This window comes from Acinetobacter sp. FY683, assembly GCF_059515885.1.
In genome coordinates this window covers 135,121-154,769 of the sequence record NZ_JCAKNA010000002.1, presented here as the reverse complement: position 1 = coordinate 154,769, position 19,649 = coordinate 135,121, and the positions used below count along the sequence as shown (strand labels likewise).

The following is a 19,649-nucleotide window of genomic DNA, read 5'->3' as shown; positions in this document are numbered from 1 at the left end:
TTACTTTTTAAGTTCTATTTGAATTAGAACTTTTTAAAGCCTTTGTTCATTCCGTATGGTTTGCGCGGTGCATTTTCATCACGACGTTCACGGTTACCAAAGTTGTCATCGCGACGTTCGCGTTTAGCAGGAGCATTGTCACCACGACGGTCAAAGTTTGGCTTAGATTCAACTTCATCTGTATCACGACGTTGTTGACGTAAGTAACCACCACGACGTGCAGCCATTGGTTTATCTTGCATACGTTCGTTACGACGTTTAGCCATACCAAATAAGCCAGTACCTTGGCGTGGTTTAAGCTCTACAGACTTCGTTAAGTTATCGATATCTTGTTTATCGAGCTCCATCCAGCGACCTGTACGTAATTCACGTGGAAGAATGACTGTGCCATAACGTGTACGAAGTAAGCGACTTACTTTTAAACCTTGAGATTCAAAAATACGACGCACCTCACGATTACGACCTTCTTTTACAACCACTTGGAACCAACGGTTAATACCTTCACCGCCAATTTCAGAGAAAGATTCAAACTTTGCAGGGCCATCATCTAATACAACGCCAGTGGTCATATTTTTAATAATCGCAGGCGTTACTTCACCCATTACTCGAACAGCATATTCACGTTCAATTTCATTTGAAGGGTGCATTAAGCGGTTGGCAAGCTCACCATCATTCGTGAAAAGTAATAAACCAGTAGAGTTGATGTCTAAACGACCCACCATAACCCAACGATCACCCGGAATTTGAGGTAATTGTTCAAATACAGTAGGACGGTTTTCAGGGTCGTTACGAGAACAAATTTCACCTTCTGGTTTGTAGTAAATCAGAACACGACGACGAATTTCATCTTCAATTTGAAACTGCACTTTGCGCCCATCGATGCGAAGCTCATCTGTAGGTTCAATACGTTCACCCACTTGGGCTACTTGACCGTTGACACTTACACGACCCGCGGCAATGACTTCTTCCATATAACGGCGAGAACCCAAACCAACACGTGCAAGCACCTTTTGCAATTTTTCACTCATGACAGCATAACCTTAGAAATAATCATAACAGTTCACCTATTTACGACTTCGGTGCATTTGCATCGAGCGCCATAAAAGCTTCCTTGGCATCCTGTAAGGGAGGCAATTGACCAAGTGAAGACAGGCCAAATGCATTTAAAAATTGTGGCGTTGTGACTAACAACGCTGGTCTTCCAGGGAGTTCACGAAAACCAGATTCCTTAATCCAGTTCCAGTCAAATAATGTACGTAAAATTTGACTATTAACCGTAACTCCACGAATTTGTTCGATATCTGCACGCGTAACAGGTTGGTGGTACGCAATTACAGATAATGTTTCCAACATTGTTGGAGATAAGCGCACAGGGCGTTCAGGCCAAGTTTGAGCAATAAGATTTCTATACTTTGCTTTCACCTGGAAACGATAACCTTGTGCAGTTTCAATTAATTCAATAGATCGACCATGTTGCAACATCGCGAGCTGTTGTAAAAATTGACTTAATTGTTTCTTTGTAAATTGATCTTGAAACGCCTCTTTAAGTCTAGCTAAAGACACAGGAGATTCACTTGCAAAAATAATGGCTTCAAGCTGCATTAAAATTTCATGATGATTTTCACCTTCACTTAAAGGGCTAATCTGTTCATCATTCATATTTGTGCTCCTTGAATTGCAAGCGGTGCATCTATACCTGTTGCGACAATTGAAATTTTTTGTTGGCGAGTGAGTTCTAAAATTGCCATGAAAGTGACAACCATACCCATACGACCTTGGCTCGGTTTTAAAAGTTCTTCAAATTGTAAAACTTCACCACTTTGAATTTTATATTCGATATAGGCAATGCGTTCTTCAAGAACAACAGGTTCTTGTAAAATTTGATGAGTTGCAGGCTCTGGACGGTTAAATACACACAGTAATGCATCACGTAATTGATCTGCTGCATAACCCACGTTATTTACTGTAACTTGACCGAAACTCACATTGGTATCAAAAGTATCTCGATCAAGAACAGGCATTTGCCCTAAACGCTCAGCGGCTTGTTTAATACGTAAATATGTTTCTAGGCGATCAATTAATTCTTGTTTAGGGTCTTTTTCTATTGCAGATAACGACGGTGGCTTTGGTAGTAGTAAGCGAGATTTTAAATCTGCCAATAACGCTGCCATCACCATATAATCGGCTGTTAACTCAATGTTTAAAGTTTTCATTGCATCCATATAAGAAAGATATTGAGATGCAATAGGTGCGATATCCAGTTGTAATAAATCGAAGCCGCTTTTTTGAATCAGGTAAATTAGAAAATCGAGTGGTCCTTCGAAATGTTCTAAAAGAATTTCGAATGCAGCAGGGGGGATGTATAAATCCTCAGGAATCGTATCTTGCCACTCATCCATCACACGGATTTGTTGTGGTTGTTCCATTGGTTCATGGACAGTTTGATTCATTACAGTTGTGAGCCACGCGAATTTTCAAAGGCATGAAAGCTATTTACTCCGCTTGATGAGAGAGTGCCGAGAGAAATAGCGAAGAAATAAAACATGTGCAGTTTAATGGATTTTTGTTGTTAAATAAATCAAATTAGTCGAACATTTGTATAAAAAATGGAAATAAATACAGAATATTTATTTCCGTGATGATGTGCAGTTTGTATATTTTTACTGATTTTTTAATGGTTTAATTTAAGTGTTGCTATTCAAAAGCACTTACATCGCCCACACCACGACGAATAATTTCAGGATTGTTACCAGATAAGTCGATAATACTTGTGGTATTAAGTGTACCTAAGCCACCATCAATTAAAACATCTATACGTTTTGAAAGTTGAAGATCAATATCGTACGGATCATCAATTGGATCTATTTGCCCAGGAAGAATAAGCGTACTCGTAATTAAAGGCTCACCTAATTCTTTTAATAGCATCTGGCAAATAGGATTACTTGGAATACGTAAACCAATTGTTTTCTTTTTTGGGTGCATAAGTCGGCGAGGGACTTCACTTGTTGCAGGTAAAATAAATGTGGTTACTGCAGGGGTGTTGTTTTTGAGTAGTCGATACATAGCATTATCAACTTTGGCATAAGTTGAAATATCGGAAAGATCGGCACAAATAATAGCGTATTGATGTTTTGGCCCTAGACCGCGAATTTGTGAAATTCGCTCCATTGCACTTTTATTCCCAATTTGGCAACCAATGGCGTAGGCGGCATCGGTTGGGTAAACAATCACATCACCTGCCCGAATACGTTCAACGGCTTGACTAATTAGTCTTGCTTGAGGATCTTCAGGATGGATTCTTAAATGCAGCATCATTATTCTCCTCGTTTAAATCTTCTTTTACACATCATAGTGAAGTTAATGGTGTTTAAACACCACAATTTGTAATTTATCTATGTATTTAAAGTGGTTTTAGCAAATATAAGTGACATTAAAAAGTCAAAAAATGAATACTCTTGTCGGGAAGTAAAAAAGATTTACAAAATATTTTTAATCATATTGAGCTTATGCTTGATAAATAAGGATGCATATTAAAAATATGGACTAAATTTTTATAAAATTTAGATTAAGCCAAAGTAGTGGAGAGAACAGGCGATAAAAGTCAGTAATCATCGTTTTAAATAGAGGTTAAATATCAAATAAGAACTTTTAAAGCCTGCATTATCAATTGTTGATCTCTCTCAATCTAATTCTTCTCGAAGAAACTCTTTATTTTGTAACCTTTTGCCACCTCTAGTACAGGTACAAATGTATTCAATAAATAAGGCTGCATCACGTGGGAGTTTTGCCTCTCCTGAAAAATAATGCTGAACTTGAGAAAATACATTGTCTTTAAATGTTGAGCCATCGCCACCATCACCAGTGAGGTTGTCTAAAGACACACGAAACTTTCGCCCAAAAGATTTAGCAAATAACCACTCTATGGCTTGAGGTTTAATTTCTACTTGTTCAAATAAAGATTGCTGTTCGGCTGTACGACCGTCTGGTGCATACCAATAGCCTAAATCTGGAAGGAGACGACGTTTATCTCCAGCAATAGTCCAGTGACTAATTTCATGTAGTGCGCTATTAAAGAAACCATGTGCAAATTGAATGCGTGCAGGTGCATTTTGACTTGCAGGAAAGTATTCAGGTTCAAAATCACCTTTAACAAGCGTTACATTAAGGTGGGAAAACCAACAATTAAAGTGTAAGATGAGCCAATCAACCTGTTCTGCTTCTGATGATAAATTCACCCATGAAGAAAGTTGCACTTGCTCGAGTGAACTGTCAGAATCAGAGGTTGGAAGTGTGCTAACAAGTGATGAAATATTCACTTCTGTTTGCGGCTGCAACAGATGCATGACTGTGTTACCCAAAATTGGTCTGTCTAAATAAGTACAAAATTGTATCTTAATCTTTGACAGAGTACTTATGAATTTGTAGAATTGCCGCCTTAATTATGTCAGCAAATACCTTTCCGGCACAGATTGAGCCGTTTAAATGGGCCGAACAAGGCTTTGTGTGGGCAGGAACACTGCCACTATCACGCTTTGTTCGTATATCCCGTGAAGCTGTTGGATCAATTGATGATCAATTGATTAACATAGACTGTAAGCTATCAATGGATGCATATCATCGTATTGTATGGCTAAGTGGTCATGTTGAAACGAAAGTTTCAGTAGAATGTCAACGTTGTTTGAGTCCTGTTGAAATTGACCTCGTTTCAGATTTTCATTTAGCTCTTGTTGATGATGAGTCACTGATAGAGCGCTTGGATGAGGATGCTGATTTCATCGTACTAGGTGAAAGTGAAGCAACGACTAAAGGTAGCTTTGATGCGCCTGCAACCGCTGATTTACTTTCTCTCATAGAAGATGAGTTGTTATTGTTGATGCCGTTGTCTCCGAAACATGAGTTTTGTGAACATAAGCATCAACCTGCCGTAGAAGAGCTTACTGAAGAGAAACGAGATAATCCGTTTGATATTTTGGCAAGTTTGAAGGGTAAACTTAACTAATTTTTGTGTTATACTGAGAAGTATAAGACAACTGAATTTGTTCTGATCCATTTTTTCGATATTTGTAAGGAGCCATCATGGCCGTTCAGCAAAACCGTAAAAGTCGCTCTCGCCGTGACATGCGCCGTTCACATGACGCTTTAACTGAGAATGCATTAACTGTAGACCAAGCTACTGGTGAAACTCATCGTCGTCACCACGTATCTAAAGACGGTATCTACCGTGGTCGTCAATTATTCGCTAAAGCATCTGCTGAATAATTGAAGATGTATTAAGCGTCAAGCTTAATGAAAAAAAGGGAGCGAAAGCTCCCTTTTTTTGTTGCATTTGGCAATTACCAAAATAAAAATTAAGTGTTAAATTTCTTTCCGAAAATAGGCTTACATAAGAGTTTGTTGATTATTTAATCGGTTGTTAAGTAATAATGACTCTTCATTCAAGGATTTTTTATGTCTGCTAACCAACTAGAACAAGCAGCTCAAGCAACAAAAACTGCATTTGTGTTTCCTGGTCAAGGTTCACAAAAGGTAGGGATGCTCGCTGAAATTGCAGAACAATTTAGTAGTGTTCAAGAAACTTTTGCTGAAGCATCTAAAGCTGTTGGCTTCGATTTATGGCACATTGCGCAAACTGGTGAAGGTTTAGATCAGACAGAATTCACACAACCTGTGTTACTTACTGCAAGTATTGCATTGTGGCGTGTATGGTTAGAGTTAGGTGGTGTTGTACCTAAATATCTTGCAGGTCATTCCTTAGGTGAATACAGCGCATTGGTAGCGGCAGGCAGCTTAAGCTTAGGCGATGCGGTAAAGTTGGTAAACTTACGCGGTAAGTTAATGCAATCTGCGGTGCCTCAAGGTCAAGGTGCTATGGCTGCTATTCTTGGTTTAGAAGATGCTAAAGTTCTTGAACTTTGTGAACAAATTAATGTTCAGGGACGTGGTTCGGTAGAGGCTGCTAACTATAATGCCAATGGTCAAGTGGTTATTGCTGGTGATAAAACTTTAGTTGAGGCAGTTATGACTGCTGCTAAAGAAAATGGCGGAAAAGCAATTGGTTTGCCTGTTTCTGTGCCTTCACATTGTTCTTTAATGAAACCTGCTGCGGAACAATTTGCAGAGGCATTGGAACAAACAGCTATTGAGCTACCAAGTATCCCAGTTATACAAAATGTAAGTGCGGGAATTGCAACAGATGTTGCAGGATTGCGCCAAGCATTAACAGCACAATTATACCAATCTGTACAATGGACAAAAACACTACAATTTCTTCAAGATGACGGTGTTGAGTACATTGTAGAGTGTGGTCCAGGAAATGTATTAGCAAATTTAGCGAAACGTTTACCACAAATTGAGAAAGCATATCCACTCGATACTAAAGCTCGTTTGGAAGATGCACTAAATGCCATTTTAGTGGCTGAAGGAAAAATTGCATGACACAGGAACGCAAAGTCGCATTGGTGACGGGTGCAAGCCGCGGAATTGGCGCAGCTATTGCTCAACAACTTATCCAAGATGGTTATTTTGTTGTAGGTACTGCAACATCTGAAGCAGGTGCTGAAAAATTATCGAATACATTTGCTGAAAATGGCGTTGGTAAATTACTTGATGTACGTGATGGCGCTGCTATTGATGCTTTAGTAACAGATATTGAACAAAACTATGGTCCAGTCCTTGCTTTAATAAACAATGCAGGTATTACCAAAGACAATTTGTTGTTGCGCATGTCGGAAGATGATTGGGATGACATCCTGAATATTCATTTAAAAGCCGTTTATCGTTTATCTAAACGTGTTTTAAAAGGCATGACAAAGGCTCGATTTGGTCGCATCGTGAATATTAGTTCGGTTGTGGCGCATTTTGCAAATCCGGGTCAAGCGAATTATTCAGCTGCAAAAGCAGGTATTGAAGCATTTGGTCGTAGCCTTGCAAAAGAAATGGGTAGTCGTCAAATTACAGTAAATGCTGTGGCTCCTGGTTTTATTGCAACGGAAATGACAGAACAATTAAGCGAAGAAATTCGTAAAAAAATGAGTGATCAAGTGGCATTAAACCGTTTAGGTGATCCGCAAGATATCGCAAATGCAGTGAGTTTTCTTGCAAGTGAAAAGGCAAGTTACATCACTGGAACTGTTTTACATGTAAATGGTGGTTTATACATGAGCTAAGCTTGTGTATAAACTTTCAAATTTTTTTATATTCAATTAAACTAACGGCATTAAAAACGCCACAAGCAATGAGGAGAATTCCTGTGAGCGATATCGAACTACGTGTTAAGCAAGCAGTTGCAGAACAACTTGGTCTTAAAGCAGAAGAGATTAAAAACGAAGCATCTTTCATGGATGACTTAGGTGCAGACTCTCTTGATCTAGTAGAATTAGTAATGTCTTTCGAAAACGATTTCGATATTACTATTCCAGATGAAGATTCTAACGAAATCACAACTGTTCAATCTGCTATTGACTACGTTTCTAAGAAACTAGGTTAATTGCCGATTTCAGCTTTGCTGAATAAAAAAGCCACCATTTAGGTGGTTTTTTTATGTTTAAAATATTTTTTACATAAATTTACGTTTCTTTTTTTAATGTATGTATCCAATGTCATATTTAATGGTTATAAAAATAGAGTAATAAATATTCAAAATAATATAAGGAGAATAAAAATGGGTCTTTTTGATTTTGTAAAAGGCATTGGTAAGAAAAATACAGCAGCAGCTGAACCACAGGCTGCACCAGCGGCAGTAGAGCCAACAGCGCAAGAAGTTGCAAATAAATTGCTTGGGCATATTAAGAGTTTAGGTTTGCCTATTTCAGGTTTAAGTGTGTCATATAATGCGACTACCGACTTGGCTACGGTAGCAGGACAAGTTCAAAGTCAGGCAGATAAAGAAAAGATTATTCTTGCAGTAGGTAATATAGATCATGTTGCACAGGTAGATGACCAACTTACAGTTGTGACTCCAGAACCTGAAAGTAAATTTTATACTGTTAAATCGGGTGATAATTTATCTAAAATTTCAAAAGAATTTTATGGTGATGCTAATAAATACAATAAAATTTTTGAAGCAAATAGACCGTTGCTTAAAAATGCAGATGATATTTTTCCAGGGCAAGTGCTTCGTATTCCTGAATAAAATGAGTGATAAAAAAGGCGCATATAGCGCCTTTTTTTAGTGTTTTATACTTGTTCTTTAAAATTACGCCACACTTTATTTTCACCTGAAGCTTGAATAGTGAAGTTGAAGTTTGAGTCAGAAGATACGATAAGTGCCGATGGTGTTTGCATAAGAACTTTAAGAATTGTACCTTTTTCAAAAGTAATAGCTGGGCAGTCTTCTTTTGTAAGCACGATTTCTTCTAATAATTCTATAAGATATGTTTCCATAAATACCTCTAGATATTGGGTGGAGTTTTTAAAATATTTATATAGAATGAATTATATACTATTTATTTTTAAAATGTGAAATATGTCATACTTTTTATTAAGGTTTTAAAAAAATAATAAGGTAATTAAAAAGTGAAATGTAGGTTAAATATTGGGGTTAAGAAGTCAAATTAATCAAATATATACAAATCAAAATAATTCATTTCTATCGATTTTGTTTTTTGGCATTATGATGCATGAGTTCTATTCATGAATAATAAAGGTCTAGCCAAATAAATGTTTAAATCTTTCTTTCCAAATCCGAAATGGTTTTTTAGCTCGCTTGTGCTGTGGTTCATTATCAATATTACCTTGTGGTACACAGGAGGTAACACATGGGGGCAGTATGTTGGGTTCGCACAAGGATACTTTGAAACACCGCTAGCAATTAGTGTTGCACGTTTTTGGTCACCACAATTTTTATGGTTTTATTTGTGGTTCTTTGTGTCTACTGCCATTTTTGCAATATTTTGGAAGCTTAAATCGAACAATCCTTGGCAGGGTTGGTCTGTTTGGGGATCTGCATTTATTTTATTTAATATTTGGTTTTCAGTACAAACCAGTTTGGTGATTAATGCTTGGTACAACCCATTTTATGATCTTATTCAAAAAATGCTCAGCAGCGGTGGGGGAAATATTCAAGATCTTTATACAGGTACGCTGACTTTCTTATATATCGCTATGGTCTATGTCACTATTGCTGTGTTTAATCTATTTTTTGTAAGTCATTATATTTTCCGCTGGCGTACAGCAATGAATGACTTTTATACAACCCATTGGGAAAAGTTACGTCATATTGAGGGTGCATCACAACGTATTCAAGAAGATACGATGCGCTTTGCAAAAACAACAGAATCTTTGGGCGTTAGTTTTATTCAAGCTTTAATGACGTTACTTGCATTTTTACCTGTACTTTTTCAATTGTCTGAGCATGTAAAATCTTTACCTATTGTTGGTGAAATTCCACATGCACTTATGTGGGCGGCAGTAAGTTGGGCTATTTTTGGTACGGTTGTTCTAATGTTGGTGGGTATAAAACTACCAGGTTTGGAGTTTAATAACCAAAAAGTGGAAGCGGCTTACCGAAAAGAATTGGTTTATGGTGAAGATCATTTTGACCGTGCTGAGCCGCAAATATTAAAAGATTTATTTTCTAAGGTTCGTTTTAATTACTTCCGCTTATATTTCCATTACGCATATTTTAATATGGTGCGTATTTGGTATATGCAACTTGATAATTTATACGGTTTATTTGTGTTATTCCCAAGTATTGCTGCAGGTGCAATTACACTTGGTTTAATGATGCAGATTAGTAATGTATTTGGAAAAGTGCGTGAGTCATTCCAATATTTAATTGAGTCTTGGCCGACGATTATTGAATTACTTTCTATTTATAAGCGTTTACGAGCATTTGAATCTGTACTTGAAGATAAACAAAACTAAAAGAATTTGCCCGCATATTGCGGGCTTTTTGTTTTATATTGAATGTAGCTTTTAAGCATATTATTTTATTTTGGAATTAGAACAATGAATGGTTTTGGCTTTATGAATTTTACAAAAAAATGCACACATTTCGGTTCATCTTTATTGGTTGTTTCGGCTTTAATGGGTGCAACGCAAATGGCATCTGCAAGTGTTACGGTAGATAAGTTGAGTGATTGTTTGATTAAATCTACTACAGATGCAGACAAAAAAGTAGTTTTGCAATGGACGTTTGTGGCGTTGTCTGCACATCCTGATTTAACAGTATTTAGTCAGGTAACCACCGAACAGAAAGATGCATTGGATAAAAATTTAGCGCAAGTTTTACAACGTATTTTGGTAGATCAGTGTTCTGCTGAAACTAAAGCTGTTATTCAGGCTGATGGTATTCAAGCAGTGGGTGATAGCTTTCAAGAGTTAGGTCAGCAAACAGGTGAGCAAATTTTAAAAACGCCTGAAATTAAAGATCAGTATAAAGGTTTGGTTCGTTATTTAGATTTGAGTAAGTTGGTGACGACTTTTTTAACGCCTGAGTTGTTTAATAAGTTGGGTGTGATTCGAGGAAAGTGATTTCTCTTTTTAATTATTTTACCTCTCCCTTGCGAGCCTCCAAATATATTTTGAGGTTTTTCATCACTTGCGCTTCGTTTAAAGCAATGCTTTAAACTTGTTCAGGAGAGGGAACACCGCATATCAATTTGATTTTTTGAAAAATCTCCCTTTTAAAAGGGAGATTTAGAGGGATTAAATTAAATCAGGATAAAACTTTTCATATTCTTTATTCGCCGCTTCACCCCGCAATAAGTAGCCTTTTGGTTGAATATAACTATAAATTTCTCGTGCAGGTTGTTCATGCCAGCCAATATTAAAAGCACATAGTTTGGGGAAAAACTGTAGATGGCTATAATTTAGATTGTTATGAATCCAGTAGGCGAGCTGTTGCCAATTGGCTTGGTCTTTTTCATATAGTTCTAAAAATGATGGAATAACAATACACACTGTTGCGCCATAGCCTTTTGCATCGGGATAGTCCCAAATATGACTAGCAAAGTTTTTCTCATTGCTTGCACAGTTATGTCCTTTTTCATTGCCAAGTTGGTTTACGTTGGGTGAGCGATATGCTGAACGAATGGCGATACGTCCAAACTTTTCTTGTAATGGCTCAAGTAATTGTTGGCATAGTTCTGTACCTGTTCGAATGGCAATGTCGGGGTGGTCAGGGAAGTTGGATACACCATACCAATTAGCGATTTCGCTATAGAGGAAGTCACGCATAAAGAAAGACTTTGACAGTTGAACGCGACCTAAGTCTTCAAGTTTGGCAATGGATGATACTTTTTTGATGGTCATGTTGTTTTTAGTGTGAAGTGTTTACTTGATTTTATATTTAAAATTTTGAAAATTAAATAATAATCCTCTCCCTAGCCCGTATCGTTTCTTGCGCTTCGTTTTAAAGCAGTGCTTTAAAACTTGCTCAGGAGAGGGAACATCCATTATAAAATTTATGATGGCATTTGATACGCAATGAAAGCTCCTTCTCCCACTGGGAGAAGGCGGGGGATGAGGGTATTAGAACTCATGTATCAAGAAGGATTTTGAAAGATTAACAATTCTTAAATCTTTATTTTTTTGATTATAATTTTATGTCTAAGATAGGTGAAAAGTCTCTTCTTTTAACATAAAGAGGAGACTTTTAATTATATTGCTGCTTTGAGAAGTTTTTCTTTAATATATTAAGAAGAATTTTCCATGCTTGGATAAATTGTCCTGTTATTAATTTTGAGTAAATCTAGTTCATCTAGTATAGGTTTTTTCATTTCTTTTGGAATAGTTACTCTATGAATATTAAAAATCTCATTGCCATCTTCGAATGGTTCTGTATTTAGACCAAAGATTAGAAATGATCCTGATTGAGCAATAATCCTATCTTGATTTAGACGACCTTTCACACAAATAACACTTTTTAGATCATCTATATTAATTTTTGGTTGGAAATATGGTTTCTCTTGTTTGATGAAGTGAATGAATTGTGAATAAGAAGTAGATTTTTCAGCATGTTCCTCTTTTAATATTTTGACTGGAGGATCTTCTGCTTCACATTCTTGGATCAATTTAAGAAGATCGATTTTTTACGATTTTTTTAATTTTGCCAAATTAGTAAGGCAAGATGCTTTGTCAGAATCAAAGTAATTGATATGATCTTTTTTTATAGAGAATAAAATTACTTGACCATCTTTATCTTCATTTTCTGAGCAAGCGAAATATAGAGCAGTAAGTGGATTGCTAGAGATATCTAGAAGTCTAGTAGGTAGGGAGTAGTGTTGCATACGTGTCAAAATATCGAAGCAGGTAGCATCGCCTGTAAATGATTTAGGCTCAGTAGTTAATAAATCCCAAAATAGGCTATGTTCATTATCTTCAAATGGCTTTGCAGAATCGATAGTACGTAAAAGAGATGGTTCTAATTTATATTCAAGAGCATTACTATGTCCTCTAAAGAAAACTTCACGTTCTTTTTTAGCTTCTATTTCTTTATTGATTATTAGAACTTCTTCAATAAATTTTGCGATATAAGATTTGGGTTCGTTATTTAATCTGATTGTTTTCCCGAAAGATGAAGGCGATATACCTGAAGGGCTGATAATAGCTGTTATAATATTACTATCTAAGTCGGGGAAGTGTGATCTAAAATTTGAAAAATCTGATAAAAATGAATTTTTACATTTTTCAAATAAATCACCTTTTTTTATTGCCCAATGAAATCTAGTTTTTTCCAAGTTAGTGAAATTTAGAATATTTTGTATTGCATCTCTATTTTCTTTATGTTCTCGTAAAAGAGAACCTAAATCATGAATTTCTTTGTTGATTATTTCTGGTAGTGCTGGAGATGGAATAGATAAAAGTATTTCATATTTTGCAGTAATACTTCTGGTAGTGCTGGAGATGGAATAGATAAAAGTATTTCATATTTTGCAGTAATACTTCTGGCTGTATTATTTTTCTGTATTTCAATAATTTTTGCTAGGCTAATTTCTGCATCAAAATTTTCAATAGTAATTATTGATGGATAGCGTAATAAAAAATTTAATTGATTTTGATCCGTATCAAAATAATACTTTTTAATATCATCATCAGTATGTTCTAAAAATCTATCAAGTGGAAAAGTAATTGAGAGAATGTTCTTAGATTGAAAAATTTGTGATTTATCTGCTACTTGTAAGACGTGAAAAAAAGCCATTTTTATCTCTTATTAAAAAACCCCGCATTAAGCGAGGTTTTTATCTCATAAATTAACTTGATTAGTCAACTAATCAACCAATCAACTTCTTCATTAATTCATTCACTTGCGCAGGGTTGGCTTTACCTTTCGCTGCTTTCATCACTTGACCAACAAGACCGTTAAAGGCTTTCTCTTTACCAGATTTAAACTCTTCAACCATCTTCTCGTTGGCAGCAAGCACTTCCTTAATAATCGCTTCAATTGCGCCTGTATCAGTTTCCTGTTTCAAGCCTTTTTCCGCAATAATCTCGTCCGCAGTTTTGCCTTCTTCCCACATAAAGCCGAACACTTGTTTCGCAATCTTACCGTTAATCGTGTTATCCACAATACGAGCAATCATACCGCCAAGTTTTTCAGCTGTTACAGGAGAATCTGCCAACTCTAAGCCTGCTTTATTTAAAGCACCTGAGAATTCACCCATCACCCAGTTTGCAGACACTTTACCTTGTGCAGCACCGCCAGCAGCTTTTACAACTTCCTCATAAAACTCTGACATTTCACGAGTCAGCGTAAGAACGTGCGCATCGTATTCAGTCACACCAAAGTCAGCAACAAAACGTTCACGACGTGCAGCAGGAAGTTCAGGAAGGGCAGCACGTGCCGCTTCAATTTGTGCATCTGCAATGATTACAGGTAACAAGTCAGGGTCAGGGAAGTAGCGGTAATCGTTCGCTTCTTCTTTTGAGCGCATTGAACGTGTTTCCATCTTCACAGGGTCGAACAAACGAGTTTCTTGGTCGATTGTACCGTCCCATTCCAAGATTTCCATTTGACGTTCAATTTCAACATTGATCGCTTGTTCAATGAAACGGAATGAGTTGAGGTTTTTAAGCTCACAACGTGTACCAAACTCATTGCCCGGACGACGTAAAGACACGTTACAGTCCGCACGGAAAGAACCTTCCGCCATGTTACCGTCAGAAATACCTAACCAACGCACAAGCGTGTGAATTGCTTTAATGTAGGCAACGGCTTCTTCCACCGAGCGCATATCGGGTTCAGATACGATTTCAAGAAGTGGTGTACCTGCACGGTTTAAATCGATACCTGACATGCCTTCGAATTGGTCATGGATTGACTTACCTGCATCTTCCTCAAGGTGCGCACGTGTTACGCCAATGCGTTTAACTGTGCCATCTTCAAGTTGAATGTCGATATGACCCAAGCCTACAATTGGGTTGTCCATTTGGCTAATTTGATAGCCTTTTGGCGAGTCTGGGTAAAAGTAGTTTTTACGTGCAAATACAGATGCTTGGTCGATGTACGCATCGATACCCAAACCAAAGCGAATTGCTAAATCAACCACTTCTTTGTTTAAAACAGGCAACACGCCCGGCATTGCCAAATCTACAAGGCTCGCTTGTGTATTTGGATCATTACCGAATTCAGTAGAAGAACCTGAGAAAATTTTAGAATTTGTCGCAAGCTGAGTATGAATCTCGATACCAATGACAACTTCCCAACCATCAATCAAGTTTGATTTCGGTTTAGCGGCATTCTTAGACATTATGCATTCTCCTCAGCAATTGCAGCGCGTTTAGTGTGCCAATCAGTTGCTTGTTGGTATTGATGTACCACAGACAACAATTGAGATTCTGACCAGTAGTTACCAATAAGCTGTAAGCCAACAGGTAGGTTGTCTTTGTCAAAACCAACAGGCGCATTAATTGCAGGTAAGCCTGCCAAGTTTACTGCGATGGTGTAGATGTCACCTAAGTACATTTCTACAGGAGAAAGGTTTGCACCAATTTTATATGCAGTTGTAGGTGCAGCAGGAGCGGCAATAACATCTACAGATTCAAATGCTTTTAAGAAATCTTGTTGGATTAAACGACGTACTTTTTGTGCTTTCACATAGTACGCATCGTAGTAACCCGCAGAAAGTGCGTATGTACCAATTAAAATACGACGTTGAACCTCTGCGCCAAAACCTTCTGAACGCGAACGCTTGTACAAGTCCATTAAGTCCACTGGGTTTTCACAGCGGTAACCATAACGAACGCCATCAAAGCGCTGTAAGTTTGAAGATGCTTCAGCAGGCGCAATCAGGTAGTAAGTTGGAACATAGGCTTCAGTCATGTTGAGATCAATCTCAACAAGAATTGCGCCCATTTCTTCTAACTTTTTAAGAGACTCTTCAACACGTGCTTTAACGTCTGCATCTAAACCTGCAACATTGAAGTATTGCTTAGGAATACCAATGCGTAGACCTTTTACAGATGTGCCATTTAGGTTTGCAACGTAGTTATCAACGTCTTTTTCAACCGAAGTTGAATCTTTCGCATCATGACCTGCCATTACGTTCATAAGGTATGCACAGTCTTCCGCAGAACGTGCCATTGGACCACCTTGGTCCATAGAAGATGCATAAGCGATCATACCAAAACGAGATACACGACCGTATGTAGGCTTAAGACCCGTTAAACCACAGAAAGATGCAGGTTGACGAATTGAACCACCTGTATCTGTACCAGTTGCAAATGGTGCTAAATCGGCAGCGACAACAGCAGCAGAACCACCTGAAGAACCACCCGGAACGTGCTCTAAGTTCCACGGGTTTTTGGTCGAACCAAAATGTGGATTTTCTGAGGTAGAGCCCATGGCAAATTCATCCATGTTCACTTTACCCAAAGTCACTAAGCCCGCAGCTTTACCTTTCGCTACAACGGTTGCGTCGTAAGGAGAGATAAAATTGTCCAGCATTTTAGAACCAGCAGTGGTTTTAATGCCTTGGGTACAGAAAATATCTTTATGTGCAATAGGCACACCCGTAAGCGCAGTTGCATTACCCGCTTTAAGTGCTATATCTGCTGCATCTGCTTGAGCTAAAGCTTGTTCAGGTGTAACAGTAACGTATGACTGAACTTGCGCATCAATTTTTGCGATGCGTTTTAAATAATGTTCGGTAAGTTCTCGTGAAGAGAATTTGGCTTGTGCTAAACCCTCTGAAAGTTCACGAATCGATAAGCGATGTAAATCTGACATAAGAAATATTCTTTTACGTATGAGTTAAGTAAACGATAGGACTGAAAATTATTCGATCACACGAGGAACTAAGTACAAGCCATCCTGAACAGCAGGTGCTACAGCTTGATATTCTTCACGGTGATTATTTTCAGAAACTACGTCTTCACGTAATGGTTGAGGATTATCAAATGGGCTCTTTAATGGCTCTACACCGTCAGTGTTGATGCTCTTTAAAGTGTCCATCATTCCTAGAATTTTATTTAAACTTTCAGCGTATTCAGTAGATTGTGCATCGTTTAAAGAAAGACGTGCAAGGTGTGCAATCTGTGATACGGTTTGTGCATTTAAATCTTCAGAATGCTGTGCATCTGATGTAGACATAACATCACCTAAAATCAGTATTAAAAAAAAATCAAAATATCATGCGATATAATAAGCGATTGACTTGTTCAAATCATCACATTTAGTTAAAGTTGTCGCTTGCGCTCACATAACGATTAATAGAGAACGACTCCGTGATTCTAAAACGACTAATTGGCTTGTTTTCACCAGACTTGGCCATAGACCTAGGTACAGCTAATACACTTATTTATGCTCCAGGACGAGGCATTATATTAAATGAGCCCACAGTTGTGGCGATCCGTCATAGTGGTTCTCAAAAAATCGTTGCCGCTGTAGGTCTTGATGCAAAACAAATGCTCGGCCGTACGCCAGCGAATATTTCTGCAATTCGTCCAATGAAAGACGGTGTTATTGCAGACTTTGAAGTCACAGAAACTATGTTGAACCAATTTATTGGTAAAGTACATGAAAAACGTTTATTTCCACCAGCGCCGCGAGTGGTTGTATGTGTTCCATGTAAATCAACTTTAGTTGAACGTCGCGCAATTCGTGAAGCAGTATACAATGCTGGTGCGCGTGATGTGCGATTAATTGAAGAACCAATGGCAGCTGCTATTGGTGCAGGCATGCCAGTAGAGCAAGCTTGTGGTTCTATGGTTGTAGATGTTGGTGGCGGTACAACTGAAATTGCAATTATTTCTTTGCAAGGTTGTGTATACGCAGATTCACTTCGTATTGGTGGTGATGTATTTGATGAACAAATTATTAACTATGTACGTAAAGCACATGGTTGTGTAATTGGTGAAACAACTGCAGAAAACATTAAAAAAGAAGTGGGTATGGCATTGCCAGATGAAGGTGAAAAGCCACTAGAAATTGAAGTTCGTGGTCGTAACCTTGCAGAAGGTGTACCGCGTTCAATTACGGTGACTTCAGATGAAATTTCTCAAGCAATTTCAGATCCGTTACAAAGTATTATTCAAGCAGTAAAATCTGCACTTGAACAAACGCCTCCAGAGTTGTCTTCAGATATCGCAGAACGCGGTATTGTATTAACTGGCGGTGGTGCGTTACTTCGCAACCTAGATAAACTTCTTGCACAAGAAACTGGCTTGCCAGTAGTTGTTGCAGAAGAGCCTCTTACTTGTGTAACACGTGGTGGTGGTAAAGTATTAGAATTATTCGATAACCCGAACCATGACATGTTGTTTGTAGGCTAAAAAAGGAAAAGGCGGGTGCAAGCAAATCTGTTTTCTAGACAACCGCCATCTTTTCGCTCTTTTATTATTGCGGTCATAACGTGTTTGGTGGTGCTGTTTTTTAATTGGCGCATGCCACACATTGTTCAACCCGCAAGAGATGTCTTGTACACGGCATATAATCCTATTTATGCCGTTGCAAGTTATCCTGTATTGTCGCGAGAATGGCTAAGTCGACAAAGTAAGTCTGAGGCTCAATTGCGCCGTGAAAATACTGCGATGCAAGCTGAACTTTTACAGGCAAATGTACGTTTACAAAAACTTTCTGAACTTTCTGCTGAAAATACGCGTTTAAGAGGTTTGCTAGATACACCATTGATTATTGATGGTCGTATGGAAATCTCTGAAGTGATTGGTACAGATGCAGATCCTTTACGTCATATTATTGTGATTAACCGTGGCTCGAATAGTCAGCTCAAGGTTGGTCAAACTGTGCTTGATGATAAAGGGATTATGGGGCAAATTGTTTCAGTTTTGCCACGTAGTAGCCGTGTTATGTTGTTGTCAGATAAAGAACATTCATTGTCTGTGCGTTTAGAGCGTAGCGGTATGCGTGCAATCGTATCTGGTACTGGTGACCTAGGTATGCTGAAAATGGAATATGTACCAACAAGTGCAGATATTAAAGTAGGCGAAAAAGTCTATAGTTCTGGTTTGGGAGAGCATTTCCCTGCGGGCTATTTGGTAGGTACTGTGGCAAAAGTCAGTAGACATAATACGGGTGAGTTTGCACATATTGATATTGCACCAGCAGCTCAATTAGCAGGTGGTCATCATGTTGTGGTGTTGTTTTCAAATTCTTTAGCGAAGGAGCAACCAGATGCCGATCGCTAAGCTATCCATGAAAAAGCCATCAGATCCATTATTTCCCATTATATTTTCAGTCATTATTGCTTCTGTTTTAACGGTTTATCCGCTGTCTTATGATATTTCAGGATGGCGCCCTGCATTTATGTTTATGGTTATGCTGTTTTGGGTGATGTGTCAGCCAACATGGTGTGGGGTTTGGTTTGCATTTGGAACAGGTTTGTTTGCAGACTTATTGATGGATGCACCTTTAGGTTTAAATGCTTTAAGTTTTGTATGTATTACATTTATTGCACGTTATTTCACGCGTGAACGCAGAATTTTGACATTCGCAAACCTTTGGGTCATTGCGTTATTCGCTATTACGGCTCACATTGCATTTATATTCTTATTACAAATGTTATGGGGGATGGATTTCCCGCTTGCACGTCATTGGCAACCGTTACTAAGTACTGTTTTAGTGTGGCCATTTTTTTATTACATACTTAAAAAATGGCGAATATAATTTTGGCATCAAGTTCACCGCGTAGACGTGAACTTTTACAACAGTTAGGTCTGGACTTTGAAATTCATAGTCCAGATATTGATGAGTCAGTTTTAGCAGAAGAATCTGTTGAGCAATATGTTGAACGATTGGCTTGTGCAAAGGCAGAAGCTATTTTTCAGCAATATCCAAATACAATTATTATTGCCGCAGATACAACAGTCGCTGTAGATCAGCATATTTTAGGTAAGCCTGAATCTAAGCAGCATGCTTTTAAAATGTGGGAACTTATTTCGGGTCGTAAGCATCGTGTGCTGACCAGCGTGTGTGTACGTACAAAACAAGAAAAATTGAGTATAGTGGTATGTACAGAAGTCGAGTTTCAAGTGCTTAGTCTTAATGATATGGAATGTTATTGGGACACGCGTGAGCCAATGGGTAAAGCGGGTGGCTATGCAATTCAAGGGATTGCAGCTCGCTATATTCCAAATATTATTGGTAGTTATACCAATGTGGTTGGGCTACCATTACATGAAACCGCACAGTTATTACAGAGAGTTAAGGTACTAAATTAACTGCTGGAAAAAGAATTTTATAATGTTTTGAG

The 19,649-nt window shown here is 37.9% G+C and carries 25 protein-coding genes; 12 read left to right on the top strand and 13 right to left on the bottom strand.

Annotation, left to right across the window (positions count from 1 at the left end; genetic code table 11):
• Positions 1-23 precede the first annotated feature (23 nt).
• From rluB to AC5YDH_RS01765, 5 genes are all read right to left on the bottom strand, one after another.
• On the bottom strand, positions 24-1,028 hold the full coding sequence (gene rluB, locus AC5YDH_RS01785) for a 23S rRNA pseudouridine(2605) synthase RluB (protein ID WP_496116564.1): 1,005 nt from the start codon (positions 1,026-1,028) through the stop codon (positions 24-26).
• Positions 1,029-1,068: 40 nt separating this feature from the next.
• On the bottom strand, positions 1,069-1,659 hold the full coding sequence (gene scpB, locus AC5YDH_RS01780) for an SMC-Scp complex subunit ScpB (RefSeq protein ID WP_496116563.1): 591 nt from the start codon (positions 1,657-1,659) through the stop codon (positions 1,069-1,071).
• Positions 1,656-2,450, bottom strand: a complete 795-nt coding sequence (locus tag AC5YDH_RS01775; protein WP_496116561.1) for a segregation and condensation protein A — start codon at positions 2,448-2,450, stop codon at positions 1,656-1,658. Before AC5YDH_RS01775 ends, scpB begins: the two co-directional genes overlap by 4 nt.
• Positions 2,451-2,694: 244 nt before the next feature.
• The gene (locus AC5YDH_RS01770) at positions 2,695-3,312 is read right to left on the bottom strand and encodes an L-threonylcarbamoyladenylate synthase (protein ID WP_496116560.1); all 618 of its coding nucleotides are present in this window, start codon (positions 3,310-3,312) and stop codon (positions 2,695-2,697) included.
• A gap of 368 nt (positions 3,313-3,680) precedes the next feature.
• Positions 3,681-4,343 (bottom strand): elongation factor P hydroxylase, encoded by a 663-nt coding sequence (locus AC5YDH_RS01765; protein WP_496116559.1) that lies wholly within the window; start codon positions 4,341-4,343, stop codon positions 3,681-3,683.
• Between the two features lie 98 nt (positions 4,344-4,441).
• On the opposite strand from AC5YDH_RS01765, the gene AC5YDH_RS01760 reads away from it, so the two are divergent.
• The 6 genes from AC5YDH_RS01760 (at position 4,442) to lysM (ending at position 8,131) form a co-directional block, all read left to right on the top strand.
• Positions 4,442-4,999 (top strand): YceD family protein, encoded by a 558-nt coding sequence (locus AC5YDH_RS01760; protein WP_496116558.1) that lies wholly within the window; start codon positions 4,442-4,444, stop codon positions 4,997-4,999.
• 77 nt (positions 5,000-5,076) lie between these two features.
• On the top strand, positions 5,077-5,259 hold the full coding sequence (rpmF, locus tag AC5YDH_RS01755; protein ID WP_004279227.1) for a 50S ribosomal protein L32: 183 nt from the start codon (positions 5,077-5,079) through the stop codon (positions 5,257-5,259).
• Between the two features lie 189 nt (positions 5,260-5,448).
• Complete coding sequence (gene fabD, locus AC5YDH_RS01750) at positions 5,449-6,435, top strand: ACP S-malonyltransferase (RefSeq protein WP_496116557.1); 987 nt, start codon at positions 5,449-5,451, stop codon at positions 6,433-6,435.
• On the top strand, positions 6,432-7,166 hold the full coding sequence (gene fabG, locus AC5YDH_RS01745) for a 3-oxoacyl-ACP reductase FabG (RefSeq protein WP_496116556.1): 735 nt from the start codon (positions 6,432-6,434) through the stop codon (positions 7,164-7,166). Before fabD ends, fabG begins: the two co-directional genes overlap by 4 nt.
• An 83-nt stretch (positions 7,167-7,249) precedes the next feature.
• Positions 7,250-7,486 carry an acyl carrier protein gene (gene acpP / locus AC5YDH_RS01740; RefSeq protein ID WP_171501244.1) on the top strand — a complete coding sequence of 79 codons (237 nt, stop codon included), beginning with the start codon at positions 7,250-7,252 and terminating at the stop codon, positions 7,484-7,486.
• A gap of 174 nt (positions 7,487-7,660) precedes the next feature.
• Entirely contained in the window at positions 7,661-8,131 is a 471-nt protein-coding gene (gene lysM / locus AC5YDH_RS01735) for a peptidoglycan-binding protein LysM (protein ID WP_496116555.1), read from the top strand.
• Positions 8,132-8,175: 44 nt separating this feature from the next.
• Here the strand turns inward: lysM and AC5YDH_RS01730 are convergent, their stop codons facing one another.
• The gene (locus AC5YDH_RS01730; RefSeq protein ID WP_496116553.1) at positions 8,176-8,382 is read right to left on the bottom strand and encodes a hypothetical protein; all 207 of its coding nucleotides are present in this window, start codon (positions 8,380-8,382) and stop codon (positions 8,176-8,178) included.
• A gap of 276 nt (positions 8,383-8,658) precedes the next feature.
• On the opposite strand from AC5YDH_RS01730, the gene sbmA reads away from it, so the two are divergent.
• Positions 8,659-9,864 carry a peptide antibiotic transporter SbmA gene (sbmA, locus tag AC5YDH_RS01725; RefSeq protein WP_496116551.1) on the top strand — a complete coding sequence of 402 codons (1,206 nt, stop codon included), beginning with the start codon at positions 8,659-8,661 and terminating at the stop codon, positions 9,862-9,864.
• Positions 9,865-9,966: 102 nt separating this feature from the next.
• On the top strand, positions 9,967-10,473 hold the full coding sequence (locus AC5YDH_RS01720; protein ID WP_496116550.1) for a hypothetical protein: 507 nt from the start codon (positions 9,967-9,969) through the stop codon (positions 10,471-10,473).
• A 174-nt stretch (positions 10,474-10,647) separates the two neighbouring features.
• On the opposite strand, the gene AC5YDH_RS01715 is transcribed toward AC5YDH_RS01720, so the two are convergent.
• The 7 genes from AC5YDH_RS01715 to gatC all read right to left on the bottom strand — a co-directional run bounded on the left by AC5YDH_RS01715 (position 10,648) and on the right by gatC (position 16,531).
• On the bottom strand, positions 10,648-11,253 hold the full coding sequence (locus tag AC5YDH_RS01715) for a hypothetical protein (RefSeq protein WP_496116549.1): 606 nt from the start codon (positions 11,251-11,253) through the stop codon (positions 10,648-10,650).
• A 383-nt stretch (positions 11,254-11,636) separates the two neighbouring features.
• The gene (locus AC5YDH_RS01710; protein WP_496116548.1) at positions 11,637-12,014 is read right to left on the bottom strand and encodes a hypothetical protein; all 378 of its coding nucleotides are present in this window, start codon (positions 12,012-12,014) and stop codon (positions 11,637-11,639) included.
• 18 nt (positions 12,015-12,032) lie between these two features.
• The gene (locus AC5YDH_RS01705; protein ID WP_496116547.1) at positions 12,033-12,680 is read right to left on the bottom strand and encodes an FRG domain-containing protein; all 648 of its coding nucleotides are present in this window, start codon (positions 12,678-12,680) and stop codon (positions 12,033-12,035) included.
• An 89-nt stretch (positions 12,681-12,769) separates the two neighbouring features.
• Positions 12,770-13,141, bottom strand: coding sequence for a hypothetical protein (locus AC5YDH_RS01700; RefSeq protein WP_496116545.1), 372 nt, complete (start codon positions 13,139-13,141; stop codon positions 12,770-12,772).
• A gap of 73 nt (positions 13,142-13,214) precedes the next feature.
• Positions 13,215-14,690 (bottom strand): Asp-tRNA(Asn)/Glu-tRNA(Gln) amidotransferase subunit GatB, encoded by a 1,476-nt coding sequence (gene gatB / locus AC5YDH_RS01695; RefSeq protein ID WP_496116544.1) that lies wholly within the window; start codon positions 14,688-14,690, stop codon positions 13,215-13,217.
• Positions 14,690-16,168: an Asp-tRNA(Asn)/Glu-tRNA(Gln) amidotransferase subunit GatA gene (gene gatA, locus AC5YDH_RS01690; protein WP_496116543.1), complete on the bottom strand. Its 1,479-nt coding sequence runs from the start codon at positions 16,166-16,168 to the stop codon at positions 14,690-14,692. Before gatA ends, gatB begins: the two co-directional genes overlap by 1 nt.
• Positions 16,169-16,216: 48 nt before the next feature.
• Positions 16,217-16,531: an Asp-tRNA(Asn)/Glu-tRNA(Gln) amidotransferase subunit GatC gene (gene gatC / locus AC5YDH_RS01685; protein ID WP_496116542.1), complete on the bottom strand. Its 315-nt coding sequence runs from the start codon at positions 16,529-16,531 to the stop codon at positions 16,217-16,219.
• Positions 16,532-16,665: 134 nt separating this feature from the next.
• Here gatC and AC5YDH_RS01680 point away from each other — a divergent pair, with 134 nt between their 5' ends.
• Genes AC5YDH_RS01680 through AC5YDH_RS01665 form a run of 4 tightly spaced genes read left to right on the top strand, consistent with a single transcriptional unit; the run spans position 16,666 to position 19,617 of the window.
• Entirely contained in the window at positions 16,666-17,712 is a 1,047-nt protein-coding gene (locus AC5YDH_RS01680) for a rod shape-determining protein (RefSeq protein WP_496116540.1), read from the top strand.
• 15 nt (positions 17,713-17,727) lie between these two features.
• Positions 17,728-18,585 (top strand): rod shape-determining protein MreC, encoded by an 858-nt coding sequence (gene mreC / locus AC5YDH_RS01675; protein ID WP_496116538.1) that lies wholly within the window; start codon positions 17,728-17,730, stop codon positions 18,583-18,585.
• Complete coding sequence (mreD, locus tag AC5YDH_RS01670; protein WP_496116537.1) at positions 18,572-19,063, top strand: rod shape-determining protein MreD; 492 nt, start codon at positions 18,572-18,574, stop codon at positions 19,061-19,063. Before mreC ends, mreD begins: the two co-directional genes overlap by 14 nt.
• Positions 19,051-19,617: a Maf family nucleotide pyrophosphatase gene (locus AC5YDH_RS01665; protein WP_496116536.1), complete on the top strand. Its 567-nt coding sequence runs from the start codon at positions 19,051-19,053 to the stop codon at positions 19,615-19,617. The genes mreD and AC5YDH_RS01665 overlap by 13 nt, the downstream gene beginning before the upstream one ends.
• Positions 19,618-19,649: the final 32 nt, after the last annotated feature.